The organism is Micromonospora sp. WMMD1274 (assembly GCF_049179035.1).
GTDB classification, from domain to species: domain Bacteria; phylum Actinomycetota; class Actinomycetes; order Mycobacteriales; family Micromonosporaceae; genus Micromonospora; species Micromonospora tulbaghiae.
The window spans coordinates 6065789-6079433 of record NZ_JBMHMG010000001.1 but is presented as its reverse complement, the minus strand read 5'-3'; the positions used below and the strand labels follow the sequence as shown (position 1 = coordinate 6079433).

At 72.3% G+C, this 13645-nt stretch carries 15 protein-coding genes; 8 read left to right on the top strand and 7 right to left on the bottom strand.

Going from position 1 to position 13645, the window contains the following annotated elements:
- Nucleotides 1-2: 2 nt before the first annotated feature.
- From ACN27D_RS28700 to ACN27D_RS28690, 3 genes are all read left to right on the top strand, one after another.
- On the top strand, nucleotides 3-1547 hold the full coding sequence (locus ACN27D_RS28700) for an NAD(P)-binding domain-containing protein (protein WP_421500488.1): 1545 nt from the start codon (nucleotides 3-5) through the stop codon (nucleotides 1545-1547).
- Nucleotides 1537-2970 carry a class I adenylate-forming enzyme family protein gene (locus ACN27D_RS28695; protein WP_421500487.1) on the top strand — a complete coding sequence of 478 codons (1434 nt, stop codon included), beginning with the start codon at nucleotides 1537-1539 and terminating at the stop codon, nucleotides 2968-2970. Before ACN27D_RS28700 ends, ACN27D_RS28695 begins: the two co-directional genes overlap by 11 nt.
- Nucleotides 2971-3130: 160 nt before the next feature.
- Nucleotides 3131-4660: a CopD family protein gene (locus ACN27D_RS28690; protein WP_421500486.1), complete on the top strand. Its 1530-nt coding sequence runs from the start codon at nucleotides 3131-3133 to the stop codon at nucleotides 4658-4660.
- Nucleotides 4661-4694: 34 nt separating this feature from the next.
- Here ACN27D_RS28690 and ACN27D_RS28685 read toward each other — a convergent pair whose 3' ends face one another.
- The 7 genes from ACN27D_RS28685 to ACN27D_RS28655 form a co-directional block, all read right to left on the bottom strand.
- A complete protein-coding gene (locus ACN27D_RS28685; protein ID WP_421500485.1) occupies nucleotides 4695-5618 on the bottom strand; it encodes a M56 family metallopeptidase in 924 nt (307 codons plus the stop codon).
- Nucleotides 5615-5977, bottom strand: coding sequence for a BlaI/MecI/CopY family transcriptional regulator (locus ACN27D_RS28680; protein WP_421500484.1), 363 nt, complete (start codon nucleotides 5975-5977; stop codon nucleotides 5615-5617). The genes ACN27D_RS28685 and ACN27D_RS28680 overlap by 4 nt, the downstream gene beginning before the upstream one ends.
- A 93-nt stretch (nucleotides 5978-6070) precedes the next feature.
- Complete coding sequence (locus ACN27D_RS28675; protein ID WP_421500483.1) at nucleotides 6071-6727, bottom strand: DUF305 domain-containing protein; 657 nt, start codon at nucleotides 6725-6727, stop codon at nucleotides 6071-6073.
- Nucleotides 6728-6803: 76 nt separating this feature from the next.
- Nucleotides 6804-7232, bottom strand: coding sequence for a DUF6153 family protein (locus ACN27D_RS28670; protein ID WP_421500482.1), 429 nt, complete (start codon nucleotides 7230-7232; stop codon nucleotides 6804-6806).
- Nucleotides 7233-7342: 110 nt separating this feature from the next.
- Nucleotides 7343-7792: a DUF3237 domain-containing protein gene (locus ACN27D_RS28665; RefSeq protein ID WP_421500481.1), complete on the bottom strand. Its 450-nt coding sequence runs from the start codon at nucleotides 7790-7792 to the stop codon at nucleotides 7343-7345.
- A gap of 43 nt (nucleotides 7793-7835) precedes the next feature.
- Entirely contained in the window at nucleotides 7836-8303 is a 468-nt protein-coding gene (locus tag ACN27D_RS28660; RefSeq protein WP_393159581.1) for a MarR family winged helix-turn-helix transcriptional regulator, read from the bottom strand.
- Entirely contained in the window at nucleotides 8300-9529 is a 1230-nt protein-coding gene (locus tag ACN27D_RS28655; protein ID WP_421501210.1) for a flavin-dependent oxidoreductase, read from the bottom strand. Before ACN27D_RS28655 ends, ACN27D_RS28660 begins: the two co-directional genes overlap by 4 nt.
- A 157-nt stretch (nucleotides 9530-9686) precedes the next feature.
- Between ACN27D_RS28655 and ACN27D_RS28650 the strand changes: the two genes are divergently transcribed.
- The 5 genes from ACN27D_RS28650 to ACN27D_RS28630 all read left to right on the top strand — a co-directional run bounded on the left by ACN27D_RS28650 (nucleotide 9687) and on the right by ACN27D_RS28630 (nucleotide 13645).
- Complete coding sequence (locus tag ACN27D_RS28650; RefSeq protein ID WP_421500480.1) at nucleotides 9687-10754, top strand: ABC transporter substrate-binding protein; 1068 nt, start codon at nucleotides 9687-9689, stop codon at nucleotides 10752-10754.
- 7 nt (nucleotides 10755-10761) lie between these two features.
- Entirely contained in the window at nucleotides 10762-11532 is a 771-nt protein-coding gene (locus ACN27D_RS28645) for an ABC transporter permease (protein WP_421500479.1), read from the top strand.
- On the top strand, nucleotides 11529-12344 hold the full coding sequence (locus ACN27D_RS28640; RefSeq protein ID WP_421500478.1) for an ABC transporter permease: 816 nt from the start codon (nucleotides 11529-11531) through the stop codon (nucleotides 12342-12344). The genes ACN27D_RS28645 and ACN27D_RS28640 overlap by 4 nt, the downstream gene beginning before the upstream one ends.
- The gene (locus ACN27D_RS28635) at nucleotides 12337-13149 is read left to right on the top strand and encodes an ABC transporter ATP-binding protein (RefSeq protein WP_421500477.1); all 813 of its coding nucleotides are present in this window, start codon (nucleotides 12337-12339) and stop codon (nucleotides 13147-13149) included. Before ACN27D_RS28640 ends, ACN27D_RS28635 begins: the two co-directional genes overlap by 8 nt.
- 247 nt (nucleotides 13150-13396) lie before the next feature.
- Nucleotides 13397-13645, top strand: a complete 249-nt coding sequence (locus tag ACN27D_RS28630) for a hypothetical protein (protein WP_358173679.1) — start codon at nucleotides 13397-13399, stop codon at nucleotides 13643-13645.

Below are 13645 nucleotides of genomic sequence, written 5' to 3'. Positions count from 1 at the left end.
GCATGACGCTCGACTATCTGATCATCGGAGCCGGACCGGCCGGGTTGCAGCTCGCTCACCTGCTCGAGCGCGACGGCCGCGACCACCTGGTCCTGGAAGCCGGCCCGGCGCCGGGCACGTTCTTCACCACCTACCCCCGGCACCGGCAACTCATCTCGATCAACAAGGTGTGGACCGGTTCCGACGACCCGGAGTTCAATCTGCGCGCGGACTGGAACTCACTGCTCACCGACGATCCGGCGCTGCTGTTCAAGAACTACAGCCGGCGCTACTTCCCGGACGCCGCGGACCTGGTGCGCTACCTCGCGGACGTCGCCCGCGGCCTGCGGGTCAGGTACGACACCCGGGTGTCCCGGGTCGCGCGCGACGGCGACCTGTTCACCGTCCACGCCGGCGACGACACCCTCACCGCCCGCCGCGTGGTCGTCGCCACCGGCGTCTCCCAGCTGTACGTGCCGCCGATCGCGGGCGCCGAACTCGCCGAACGGTACGACACGGTCAGCGTCGACCCGGACGACTTCACCGACCAGCGCGTCCTCATCATCGGCAAGGGCAACTCCGCCTTCGAGACCGCCGACGCGCTCGTCGAGACCGCCGCCGTCATCCACGTCGCCGGCCCGCACTCGGTCAAGCTGGCGTGGCAGTCGCACTACGTCGGGCACCTGCGTGCGGTGAACAACAACTTCCTCGACACGTACCAGCTCAAGTCGCAGAACGCGGTCCTCGACGGCACCGTGGAGCGGATCGCCCGGCGCGACGACGGCGGCTACCGGATCGACTTCCGGTACGCCCGCACGGTCGAGGCGATCCGGCAGATCGACTACGACCGGGTGATCCTCTGCACCGGATTCCGGTTCGACGCGAGCATCTTCGACCCGTCCGCCCGGCCCCGGCTCGTCATCAACGACCGCTTCCCCGAGCAGACCTCGGCGTACGAGTCGGTGAACGTCCCCGGCCTGTACTTCGCCGGCACACTCACCCAGCAGCGCGACTTCAAGCGCTCGACGAACGGGTTCATCCACGGCTTCCGGTACGGCGTGCGGGCCCTGCACCGGATCCTCGACGCCCGCCACCACGACACGCCCTGGCCGGCCACGCCACTGGAGGTCACCCCGGAGGCGATCACCGACGCGATCATCGGGCGGATCAACCGCACCTCGGCGTTGTGGCAGCAGTTCGCCGTCCTCGGTGACGTCGTCGTCATCTCCGGCGACACCGCGCGGTACCACGAGGAGGTGCCGGTCGCGTACCTGCACGACGGCGGCCTGGGCCCGGAACCGTTCGCGTTCGTGGCCACGCTGGAGTACGGGCCGGACCACGACCAGGTCGACCCGTTCGACATCACGGTGCCGCGGATCGCCGAGAACGACGCCGCGCACGCGCACGACGCCAGCTACCTGCACCCGGTCGTCCGGGTCCACCGCGGCGGCCGGGTCGTCGCCGTGCACCACCTCGCGGAGAACCTGGAGAACCACTGGAACCTGCCGGACGTCCACCACCAGCCGCTCGTGCTCTTCGTCAAGGGCGTGCTCTCCGATGCCGGCTGAGGTCTGGCCGCAGCCCGTACTGGACCTGCTCGCCGCCGGCGACGACCGGCCCGTCTTCGAGGACGGCGACCGGACCGTCACCACGGCCCAGATGTACCGGATGGTCCGCCGCATCGCGGCCGGTCTCCGGGCCGCCGGCGCGGGTCCCGGCGTCGGGGTGGCCCTGCGGCTCGGCGTCACCGCGGAGGCGTTCGCGACGATCATCGCGGCGTTCGCGGTCGGCGCCCGGGTCTCCGGGATCCGCCCCGACCTGACCCCGGCCCACCGCGCCTGGCAGCTCGGCGGCAACGCGCTGCTGGTCGACGACGCCCGGGTCGCCGAACTGGCACGCACACCCGACGACGGAAGGCCGCTGGTCGCCGCCGGACGCCCGGAGGACGTCGCCCGGATCATCTGGACCAGCGGCAGCACCGGCAGTCCGAAGGGCTGCGCGCAGACGTACGCGGCGATGAGCGCGGCCTGGGCGCCGTACCCGGATCGCTGGCCGCCGGCGGTCGCGGACCTCGCCACCCGGCTCCAGCGCTACCTCGTCTTCGGTTCGCTGAGCAGCCAGGTGATGCTGGAGTACGGCATCCTCACCCTGGCCGCCGGCGGCACCCTGGTCGCGGCCCGGCCCCCGGGTCTCCCGGGCATGATCGCCCGGCACCGGGCGACCGCGAGCGTGATCACCGTGGGCAAGTTGAACCAGCTCGTGCGGGACCAGCGCACCGATCCGGCCGACCTGAGCAGCCTGCGGGCCCTGCTGGTCTCCGGCTCCCCGCTCCCACCGGGCCGGCTCGCCGACGCGCTCGACGTGCTCGGCCCCGTGGTCTTCCACGGCTACGGCCAGACCGAGACCGGCATGATCACGATGGTGACGCCGGGCGAGATGCTGGCGTACCCGGCCGCGCTCGCCTCGGTCGGCCGTCCTCCCCCGGTGACCACGCTGTCCATCCGGGACGCCGACGGCCGTCCCGCCACCGAGGGGGAACTGTTCGTCCGGACACCGGCGCAGGCCGCCGCCTACTGGAAGGATCCGGTCGAGACCGCCGAGGTGTTCGTGGACGGCTGGGTCCGCACCCGCGACCTGGCCCGGCTGGACGGCGACGGCTACCTGCACCTGCTCGGCCGGATCCGGGACGTCGTCATCGTGCAGGCCAACCTGGTGTACGCCGGCCCGATCGAGCGGGTCCTCGCCGCCGACCCGACAGTCGCCGAGGCGTACGTCGTCGGCCGTCCCGACGACGTCACCGGGGAGGCGGTGCACGCGTACGTGGTGCCGGCCGCCGGTTGCGTGCCTGATGCCGGGCGGCTGCGGGCAGTGGTGGCGGAGGCGCTGGGCGAGGCGTCGGTCCCGCGGACGATCCAGCCGATCGACCGGGTCCCGGTGGCGCCCAGCGGGAAGCCGGACAAGCGCGCCCTGGCGTACATGACGGCCGGCTGACCGCGGCCCTCGGCGCGGTCGGGGTCTACTACCAATTCTTAGTAGTTCCCCTAGGATGGCGACCGCATCAGGTCGGAGCTATGGGCGTCGGGTCCAGGTCTCCCCGACGAAGGGACCATCTGTGCCTCTCCCGCGGCGTCATCGGTTGCCGGCGCGCGGCGTGGCCCGATGGGTGCTGCTGGTGTGGCTGGCGCTGTGTCCCGCCGTGTTCGTGGTGCTCGGGTTCGCCTCGCCCGCCGCCGCGCATTTCAAGCTGCTCAAGGTCGTACCGGCGGACGACGCGCGCGTGGACGGCGCGGTAGCGGAGATCCGGCTGACGTTCAGCGCCCCCGGCACGCCCACAGCGGCCGGCTTCAAACTCTCCCGCGAGGGCGCTGCCGTCCCGGTGACCAGTCACACCCCCGACGGGGGCCGTACGTGGCTGGTCCACCCCTCCGCCGCGTTGACCGGCGGGGAGTTCACGCTGCGCTGGAGCGTGGCCGCCCCGGACGCCCATCCGCTGACCGGCGACGTCACGTTCACAGTGGTCCCGGCCGCCGCGCCGCCGGGCGCGACCGCCACGCCTCGGCCCACCGCCGGTGCGCAGGGGCACGCCGGTCACGGTGGACCGGGCGTTCCGTCGGCGTCTCCACCGGCCCACTCCGGCGCTCACGCGGTGGGTCACACCGCCGACGCCGACCAGGGTCCGGTGCGGCTGGTCGGCACGGCGGGGCGCTGGCTGTCCTACGGGGCGATCCTGCTCGGCGTGGGCGGTCTCGTCTTCGCGCTGACCACACTGGTGGGGACGCGCAGCGACATCCGGCTGGTCCAGGTCTGGGTGCGGGCCGCCGGGCTGACGGTGGCGGCCGGCGTGGTGCTCGAACTGGCGGCGCTGGCGGCGGTGTTCGGCGGGGACGGTCTCGCCTCGGCGGTCAGCGTGCAGGCGTTGACCGCGCTCGGCCGTACGCCGGTGGCCGCCGGGCTGGGTCTGCGGTTCGCCGGCGCGGCCGGGTTGCTCGTGGCCGGTTCCCTGGAGACGGCGCTGATCCGGGGCCGGCACGCGGCCGGGCGGCACGCCGTGGCCACAGTCGCCGCGATCCCGACCGCCCCTCGCCCTCTGGTCGTGCCGTCCGCCGGCGACGCGAACGGCGAGGAGACGCAACGGGTACGCGCGCGAGCGGTCCGGCCGGTGCTCCTCGGCGTCACGGTGGCTCTGCTGGTCGGTTCGTTCCTGTTCGACGGGCACACCGTCACCGCCCGGCCACGGGCCATGGTCGTGGCGGCGGACGTCGCGCACACGGTCGCCGCGTCGGTGTGGGTCGGCGGGGTTCTGCTCCTGGCGGCGCTGCTGCTGGGGCGTGCGCGCCTCGGTGTGCCGACGGGCGCGGCCGAGATGGCGGTGCGGTTCTCCGTTCCGGCAACCGCGGCGGTGACGCTCACGGGCGTCGCCGGTGCCGCGTTGACGGTGGCGATCCTGGACCGGCCCGCTCACCTGGTGAGCACCGGTTGGGGACGGGTGCTCCTGGTCAAGGTCGCGTTGGTGGCGGTCGTCGCAGTCGTCGGGCTCTACAACAGCAGGCGGGTGGTCCCCCGGCTGGACGACCCCACCCCGGAGGGCATGCGTCGCCTGCGCCGTACGGTGCTGGCGGAGGCGGTGCTGATGGTCGCCGTCCTGCTGGTCACCGCGATCCTGGTCAACACCGGCATGTAGTAGTCGGGCCCGCGCCGCCGGGGCGTCCCGGGGGCTACAGGCAGAACAGGATGCCGGTGGCCACGCCGGTGCCCAGGGGTGCCGCCAGGGCGGTCGAGGCGAGCAGAGCACGGGCGACCAGGTTGCGGCGGTGCGGGCGGCGTCCCTGGAGGCGCTGCAGCCGGATGGCCACGTCGGCGCCGGCCATCGACAGCGCGGACGGCGGGCGCGGCGCGCCGGCGAAGGTCAGCAACGCGTCGCGGACGGCGGTCGGACCGCACTCGCGGACGGCGGCGGCGTCGGCGCGCAGTTCGACGAGCAGGCGCACGGCCGCGGGCGCCTGACGGGTCAGGGGCAGCCACGGTACGGCGGCGGCGAGCCCTTCCACGGCGGCCACCAGGAGGTGGTGACGCTCCCGCAGGTGTGCCCGCTCGTGGCTGAGCACCGCGGCGAGCTGGTCCGCCGGCAGGTCACCGGCGGCGCTGGCCAGGACCGTCAGCCCGCCGGACCCGCCGAGGCTGTAGGCCATCGGGGTGGGGTGCGGGATCCACAGCACCGGCGCCTCGCCGCGCTCCGAGGGGCCGCCGGCGAGCGTCAGCAGGTCGGCGTGGGCGCGGCGAGCACGGTGGGCACGCATCGCCCGGCGGGTGCACGCCACAGTGAACCGGGCGAGCACGGCCAGCAGGAGCAACGCTCCGGTCGCCCCGACGATCTCGTCGACGGCGGGCGGCCGGCTGGGTTGCGCCCAGTGCCAGCAGATGCGGGCGAGGTCGTGCAGCGCCCACTGCCGGGTGCTGCCGGGGGCGAGGAGCATCACGGTGGCGAGGACGAAGGTGCCGATCACCGCGACGATCAGGCCGAGCCAGCCGAGCAGCATCGCGACGGGGTCCGCGACGTGCCGGAAGCACAGCCGCAACGCGGCGGGGCCACACCAGGCGACTACTGCCGCGCCGGTGACGAGGGCGAGCGCGAGGCTCACGCCTCGGACTCCCGCTCGTCGAGGACCTGCCGCAGGATGTGCAGTTCGTGGTCGGAGGCGGACCGGGCGAAGTGCAGGAGCACCAGGTCGGGATGGGTGCTCGTCTCGACGACCCGGCGCAGCGTCCGCGCGATGATCTCCTCGCGGGTGCCGGCGGCACGGTAGCGGTAGGCCTTGCCGTCCTTCTCCCGTACGGCCCAGCCCTTGCGGTGCAGGTTGTCCAGCACGGTGAGGACTGTCGTGTACGCCAGGGCCCGGTCGGTGGTCACCGCGTCGAGGACGTCGCGTACGAGCACGGGCTCGGGGGCACGCCACAGGACGTCCATCACTGCCGACTCGAGTCTGCCCAGTTCCGCCACGTGCTCTCCCTTCGTGCCGGTCAGGGTACGTCAGCTGTCGTGGCGGTGCGGCCGGTCCCGACGCCGAGGCCGGGACCGGCCGCACCCGGCCGTCTACAGGCGGTCGAGGATCTTCCGCAGGGTCTGCACCTCGGTGGCCTGATCCGCCGCGATCCTGGCGGCGAGCGCCTTGGCCTCGGGGTTGCGGCCGTCGGCCTGCTCGGTCCTGGCCATGTCGATGGCGCCGTCGTGGTGGGCGATCATCATCTCGGCGAACATCTTGTCGAAGGCGGCGCCGTTCGCGGCGGCGAGGTCCTTCATCTGCTGCTCGGACATCATGCCGGGCATCCCCGAGGTCATCCCCGGCATGTCGTGCCCGGGCGTGGCGCTCATCCCGGGCATGCTGTGGTCGCCGGGCAGGTCGGTGGGCTTGCCCCAGGCCGTGAGCCACCCCTTCATGGTGGTGATCTCCGGATCCTGCGCCGCCTTGATCCTGGCGGCCAGGTCCTTCAGTTCGGTGTCGCTCGCGCGCGTCGGGGCCAGGTCGGCCATCGTGACCGCCTGCTGGTGGTGCGGGATCATCATCTGGGCGAACATCACGTCCGCGTCGTTGAAGGTGGTGCCGGCCGAGGGCGAGGCGCCCGCAGCGGAACTGCTACCGGTGCCGTGCGTCATGCCGCCGGTGTCGTCGCCGCCGCAGGCGGCGACGGCGAGCAGGGCGGACAGGGCGACGCCCGCGAGGGCGGCGCGGCGCAGGATGGTCGGTTTCATCGGTACGTGGTCCTTGTCGTGAGGTGTGCCGGAACGGAGTCGTCGGGTCCGGGCGGGACGCCGGACCGTGCTCTCCTCACGTGCGCAGGACCGTTGCGGCGCGCAGTCGCAGCCCGATGGGCGGACGGGGTGGACCCCGGTCCGGGCGGTTGACCCGGGACCAGGGGCCGGCCGGCGTGCCGGCGCCCCGGCGGCGTCGGCGTAGCAGGGCCAGGACGCCGAGGATCAGGGCGCCGCCCAGCACCGCCAGGCACACGGTGAACGCGTGCAGGCCGTCGCGGTGCCCGGGCGAGCCGCCGTCTCCGGGTGCGGCGTCGGGCGCGGCGGCGATCTCGTGGCCGGCGCCGGCGGCGTGGCCGGTGCCGGCGTGGGCGGCGCTCGCGTGAACGGCGCTCGCGTGCGCGGCGTCGGGTCCGGCCGGGTGACCGAAGGTGTGCATCCCGAACACTCCGAACGCCACGGCGACGAACAGCGCCGACCGCAGCAGCGGGTGAGCGCGTCCCATCCCACCCCCTCCGCAGGCGCCAGCGTCTACTACAGGCGCATAGTAGATGGGATATCACGGCGACCGGGCACGGGGAGGGCGAACGCGTACAACGCGTCGGCCGGGAACTCCTAGGTGACGCGGTAGGCGGTGTAGCGCACCCGGTCGGCCTCGCGGATCGCCGACGCGACGAAGACGCACTGCTCCAGGACTGCGAGCGCGGGCACCGACGTCTCCAGCCGTACGCCCAGCCGGAAGTAGTACTCGGCCGGGTCGACCTCCTCGCCGCGCAGCAGCGCTTCGAGGACCGCCGGGCGGCCGCTGCGGACGCCGAACGTCCGGAGGTAGACGTGACCGCCGTCCGCGGTGCGCGCCGAGTAGCGCGTGTCGATCTCGATCGCGCCGTCGGGGCGGATCACCTGCCAGTCGGCACCGCCGGGAAGGATGTCGGCCTCGAACAGGCCGGTGACCCGGCCGCCGACGATCGGCACGACGCGGCGGTGACCCGCGCGGGTCGTCCCGTGGTCCTCCAGCACCCCGAGCCGGGCCTCCACCTCGAACGCGGCCTCCAGACCGGGCACCGGCGGGGCGCTCACGGCGTCCGGCCGGCGGGTCGGCGCGTACTCATGGGGTGCCCTTGGTCTGTGCGAGGGCGTCGCGGAGGCGTTCCAACGCGGGCACCGCGGCGGCGAGGGCCGCGCGGTCCGCCGCCGGCAGGGTGGCCGCGGCGCGGGCGACCAGGTCTCCGCTCGCGAGGTCGAAGCGGTCGAACAGGTCGAGGGCCTTCGGGGTGGCGAGCACGTCGACGTGCCGGTGGTTGCCGGGACGGGGACGGCGCTCGACGAGACCCCTGCCCTCCATCGTGGTGAGCAGGTTGCTGACCGTCGAGCGGCTCAGGCGGAGCCGTTCGGCCAGCTCACCGGGACCGGAGACGGTGCCCCGGGGCAGGGCCCGCACGATCTCGATCTGCGCGTCCGGGATCTCCGGCAGGTGCTCGGCGGCCCGGGCGGCGGCGAGTAGCGTGCGGCGCAGCGGTGAGATCACCGATGCCAGTCGCGCGGCGTCCAGCTCGGTCGGTTCCGGGCCGGTCACGGCAGGACGCCCGAGAAGACCGTCGGCGTCAGGGAGGCCCGTTCGTTGAGGTCGGCGGGCAGGAAGCCGGCCGCCTTCTTGTATCCGGTGGCGATCTCGGTCAGCTCCTCCGGCGGGATGACGTCGTGGATGTGGTCGAACCCGTCCGGCGCGCGCTCGCGGGCGAGCACCATCACCTGTTCCGGGCCCTGCCGCCGGTTGCTCAGCACGAGCGCCGTGGTCGCCGGCCGCCGGTCCGCCTCGTAGGCGTCGAGCGCCTGCCCGACCGTCGGCGCGGTGGCGAGGTGGAAGGCGAGGGTACGCGCGTCCAGGATCGCCTGCGACGCCCCGTTGGAGCCGTTCGGATACATCGGGTGCGCCGCGTCGCCGAGCAGCGTGGTGTTCCCGTGGGTCCACGTGTCGATCGGGTCGCGGTCCACCATGGGGTATTCGAGGATCTCGTCGGCGGCGGCCAGCAGTTCCGGCACGTCGAGCCACGGGAAACGCCAGCCCGCGAAGAGCGAGACGACCGGCGCGGGGTCGACCGCCCGGTTCCAGTCCGCGTTCGGCCCGGCGAAACCGGGCCCGCGCCGCTCCGCGACGACATTGATCAGGCCGGCGCCGATCGGGTACGCGACGAACTTCTGTTCCGCGTCCCCTGCCATGATCATGGTTCGACCGTCCAGGAATCCGGGCGCCCGCGCCGTCCCCCGCCACAGCGTCAGCCCGTTCCAGATCGGCGGCCCCTCGCCGGGCTGATGGTGCCGGCGCAACTCGGAGTGGATGCCGTCCGCTCCGACGATCAGGTCGCCCGCGACGCTCACCTCCCCCGCTGCCGTCTCGAAGCGGGCGACGCCGTCCCGGACGCCGACGAGCCGGTGCCCGGTGCGCACCGCGTCGGCCCCCAGCCGTTCCCGCACCACGGCGAGCAGTTCCATCTGGAACCGGCCGCGGTGCACGGAAAGCTGCGGCCAGCGATATCCGGCGTCCAGCCCGCGCGGCTCGCTCCAGATCTGCTGACCGTGCCGGTTGTAGTACGCCAATGTACCGGGGGCGGCGCCGAGCCTTTCCACGCGTTCGCCGAGACCCAATTCGGTCAGCTCCCGGACGGCGTGCGGAAGCAGATTGATCCCGACGCCGAGTGGGCGCAGCGCGGCGGCGCGCTCATAGACGGCGATGTCCCGGAAGCCGGCCAGATGCAGGCTGAGGGCGGTGGTGAGGCCACCGATACCAGCGCCCACGACCACGATCGCCAAGTCGTCGCTCCCTCCGCCGCCGCACCACCAACCACACAGTTTGGTCACAAAATCGTGACGCGTCAAGACGTATTCACATCGAAGCCGGACCACTCGTCCCGCATTGCGATTCGCCTTATCGGAATTCTTGACAATCAATCATCTCTGCATGACGCTGATCGACGCGGTCGGATGGTTCACCTCTCCTCACCGGCCCTCACTCCTCCGGATGCACCAGCGCTTCGCTTGGAAGGGCTCGTCCATGAAGAAGGTCACCGCCCTCGCTGTTCTCGCCGGCCTCACGATCGCCCTGACCGGCTGTACGGACTCCGACGCCACCGATCCGTCCCCCGGGACGAGCGGCGATCTGCGGAAGGTCCGCGTGGCGGCGCTGCCGATCAGCGAGACCGCCGCGCTGTGGGGTGGCATCAAGGCGGGCATCTTCCGGGAGCAGGGGCTCGACGTGGAGGTGGTGCCCGCACAGGGCGGCGCGCAGGCCATCCCGGCGCTGATCAACGGCGACATCGACTTCGCCATCGGTCAGCCGTTCGGCCCGTTCCGTGCCGATCTGCAGAACCTCGGTGTGGTGATCATCGGGAACTACGCGTCGTCCTACGCCGACGGTGACGACATCAACGCCGTGGTCGCGTCGGGGAAGTCCGGCATCACCCGGCCGGCCCAGCTCGCGGGGCGCAAGGTGTCGGTCAACAGCCTTGGCGCGGCCGGCGACGTCACGATCATGGCGGCGGTCGAGAAGGACGGCGGCGATCCCACCAGAATCAAGTTCGTCGAGGTGGCATTCCCGGACGCGCCGGCCCAGCTCGCGGCCGGCAACATCGACGCCGCCTGGGTGACCGAGCCGTTCATCACCCAGATGCGCAAGCGCGGTGACGTCCTTGTGGTCGCCCCGTACCAGGCCACCGTTCCCGGGCTCACCACCCTGACGACGATCACGTCGAGCAAGCTGAAGGACTCCGACGCCGAGCTGATCGCCGACTTCTCGGCGGCGATGAAGAAGACGCTCACCTGGGCCAAGGATCCGGCCAACGAGAAGGACCTCCGCCAGGCCATCAAGGACAACCTCGAACTGCCGGAGCCGGTGGCGGACTCGGTACGGCTCCCGGCATTCGGGTGGGAACTCGACCGGGCCGGCCTGGAGCAACTGGCGGCGCTCGCCCAGAAGTACCGCGTCCTCGACCGGCGACCCGACTTCGACCGCCTCATCCAGCAGCAGTAGCCGGCCGATGCGCAAGATCCTGCTGGGCGCCGTGGGTCTGCTGGGATTCCTCGTCGTCTGGCAACTGATCCCGACACTGGGGCTGGCCGACCCGCACGACCTGCCGTACGCGACGGACGTGTTCGGGTGGCTGTTCCAGGAGGTCCGCGACCTGGCGTTCTGGCGGCGGCTCCGGCTCACCATGACGTCCTGGGCGATCGGCCTGACACTGGCGACGCTCGCGGCCCTCGCACTGGGGACCGTGGTCGGGATGGTGCCGTTCCTGCGTCGCGCGACGCACACGACAGTCGAGTTCCTGCGGCCGGTGCCGTCGGTCGCGCTGATCCCCCTCGCCGTGCTGATGTTCGGCCTGCAGATGCGCGCCGCGCTCGTCATCATCGTCTACGCCGCGTTCTGGCAGGTGTTCGTGCAGGTGATCTACGGCGTCGCCGACGTCGACACCGTCGCCCGCGACACCGCGCGGAGCTTCGGCCTCACCCGCGTCGAACGGCTGCGCTACCTCGTCCTGCCGACCGCCCTGCCGTACCTGATGACCGGGCTGCGCCTGGGCGCGGCCGTCGCACTCATCCTGGCCGTCACCGCGGAGATGGTGATCGGCAACCCCGGTCTCGGGCGCATGATCGAGCTGTCCCGCTCCTCCGGGGACGCCGTCGGCCTGTACGGCCTCGTCGTGGTCACCGGGGTCCTCGGCCTGCTGGTGAACGTCGTGTTCCGCTTCGTCGAACGCCGCTCGCTGGCCTGGCACCAGTCGGTGCTCGCCGACGAGGCGGCCCGGTGACCGCCCTCGGCGCGGGCCGGGCCCGTCCCCGCGACCTGGGCGTCCGGGTCGCCGAGAACGTCCTGTTCGCGGTCGGGCTTCCCGTCCTGGCCGTGGGGCTCTGGGCCGTCTGGTCCACCCGGTCGACGAACCGGTTCCTCGTCGGCCCCCGCGCCCTCCTCGACGCGTTCCGGCAGACCTGGATCGGCCCGGCGTTCGTCGACGACGTCCTGCCGAGCCTGTACCGGCTCCTGATCGGACTGTTCGCGTCGATCCTGCTCGGCGTCGCCGCCGGCGTCGTCATCGGCCGGCTCCGCCCGCTACGCGAGATCCTCGAACCACTGCTGGAGTTCTTCCGCGCGATTCCGCCACCCGTGCTGATCCCGGTCGCGATGCTGCTGCTCGGCATCACCGACACGATGAAGGTCGTCGTCATCGTGTCCGGCGCGATCTGGCCGATCCTGCTGAACACGATCGAGGGCGTCCGGGCGACCGACAGCGTGATGATGGAGACCGCGCGCTCGTTCCGGATCTCCCGGTGGGACCGGCTGTGGCTGCTGATCCTCCCGGCGGCGAGTCCGCGCATCATGACCGGCGTACGGCAGGCGCTCTCGGTGGCCCTGATCCTCATGGTTATCTCGGAGATGTTCGCGTCGTCCGCCGGTCTGGGTTACCGGATCGCCTACTTCCAGCGGAACTACCTCATCGCCGAGATGTGGAGCGGCATCCTGCTGCTCGGCCTCATCGGCGTCGTCCTCGCCGTCGTCTTCGGTGTCGTCGAACGCCGCGTTCTGCGCTGGTACCACGGAATGAAGGAGGTGAGCCGTGGCTGACGGGAGCCCTCTGCTGAGGGTCGAGCACCTGCGGAAGGTGTACGCGTCCGGCCGGGGCGAGGTCGAGGCGATCGGGGACATCAGCTTCACCATGGATGCCGGCGAACTGCTGTGCGTCGTCGGCCCCTCGGGCTGCGGCAAGACCACGCTCCTGAAATGCCTGGCCGGGCTGCTCCGGCCCACCAGCGGCCTCGTCGAGATGGAGGGGTCGCCGGTGACCGGCCCGAGCCCGGCGATGGCGGTGGTCTTCCAGGAGTACGGCCGCAGCCTGTATCCGTGGCTGACGGTCCGGGGCAACGTGGAGCTTCCGCTCCGCCACAAGAAGCTGTCCCGTGCCGAACGTGCCCGGGCGGTCGCCGACGCCCTCGACGCGGTCGGGCTGCCGCAGTCGGCGCGCAGCCATCCGTGGCAGCTCTCCGGCGGGATGCAGCAGCGGGTGGCGATCGCACGCGCCATCGCGTATCAGCCGGACGTGCTGATCATGGACGAGCCGTTCGCCGCCGTGGACGCGCAGACCCGCGCGGACCTGGAGGATCTCGTCCGCGAACTGCACCTGACCCGTGGCATCTCCACCGTATTCGTGACGCACGACATCGACGAGTCGGTGTATCTGGGCCAGCGCGTGCTCGTCCTGTCGAACTCGCCGACCCGGGTGCAGGAGGACCTCGTGATCGACCTCCCCCGGGAACGCGATCAGCTCACCACCCGGGCCCTGCCCCGGTTCACCGAACTGCGGACCCACGTGTACGAGCAGATCCAGCGGGCCAAGCGCGGGCCGGCCGCGGCGCCGCAGCCGGCGCCGTGACTGTGCCTCGCCGGTCCCGGCACAGGGTCACGTAGCCCACGCGTACGGGCGCGGGCCGGTGGAGGGCGGAAGCATGATCGGAACCCTGGTGGAGAACCGTCTCACGGCGCCGGCCCGCTACGACTCCTACGGGAGCTGATGCGCGCGCGTACCACGGACCGGCGACCACCGGCTGACGCCGCGGTGACCGCCGCTTCGTTCAGGAGGGAGAGGTCATGAACCGGAACAGTGCTCCGACGGCCCGGCCATGCGCGTGGAGATCCTCGACCCCCGCCGGACGCTGGTGTTCCGGTCCGCCGACGGCGCCTGGGTGTGGGGCTTCCACCTGCGACGGTACGGCGCGGGCACCCGGCTGATCAGCCGCAACCGGATCTCCCTGGCCGGGCGTCCGGGGCCGGGCCGGACCGCGTACCGAATGGTGATGGAACCGGGCAGTCTGGTCATGGAGCGCCGGATGCTGCTGGGGATCAAGCAGCGCGCGGAACGAACGTCATGA

Bases quoted from the DNA above. Each gene is read 5' to 3' on its own strand.
- ACN27D_RS28700 (WP_421500488.1), top strand. From the start codon at position 3: ATGACGCTCGACTATCTGATCATCGGAGCCGGACCGGCCGGGTTGCAG.
- ACN27D_RS28695 (WP_421500487.1), top strand. From the start codon at position 1,537: ATGCCGGCTGAGGTCTGGCCGCAGCCCGTACTGGACCTGCTCGCCGCC.
- ACN27D_RS28675 (WP_421500483.1), bottom strand. From the start codon at position 6,727: ATGAAACCGACCATCCTGCGCCGCGCCGCCCTCGCGGGCGTCGCCCTG.
- ACN27D_RS28670 (WP_421500482.1), bottom strand. From the start codon at position 7,232: ATGGGACGCGCTCACCCGCTGCTGCGGTCGGCGCTGTTCGTCGCCGTG.
- ACN27D_RS28650 (WP_421500480.1), top strand. From the start codon at position 9,687: ATGACGCTGATCGACGCGGTCGGATGGTTCACCTCTCCTCACCGGCCC.
- ACN27D_RS28645 (WP_421500479.1), top strand. From the start codon at position 10,762: ATGCGCAAGATCCTGCTGGGCGCCGTGGGTCTGCTGGGATTCCTCGTC.
- ACN27D_RS28630 (WP_358173679.1), top strand. From the start codon at position 13,397: ATGCGCGTGGAGATCCTCGACCCCCGCCGGACGCTGGTGTTCCGGTCC.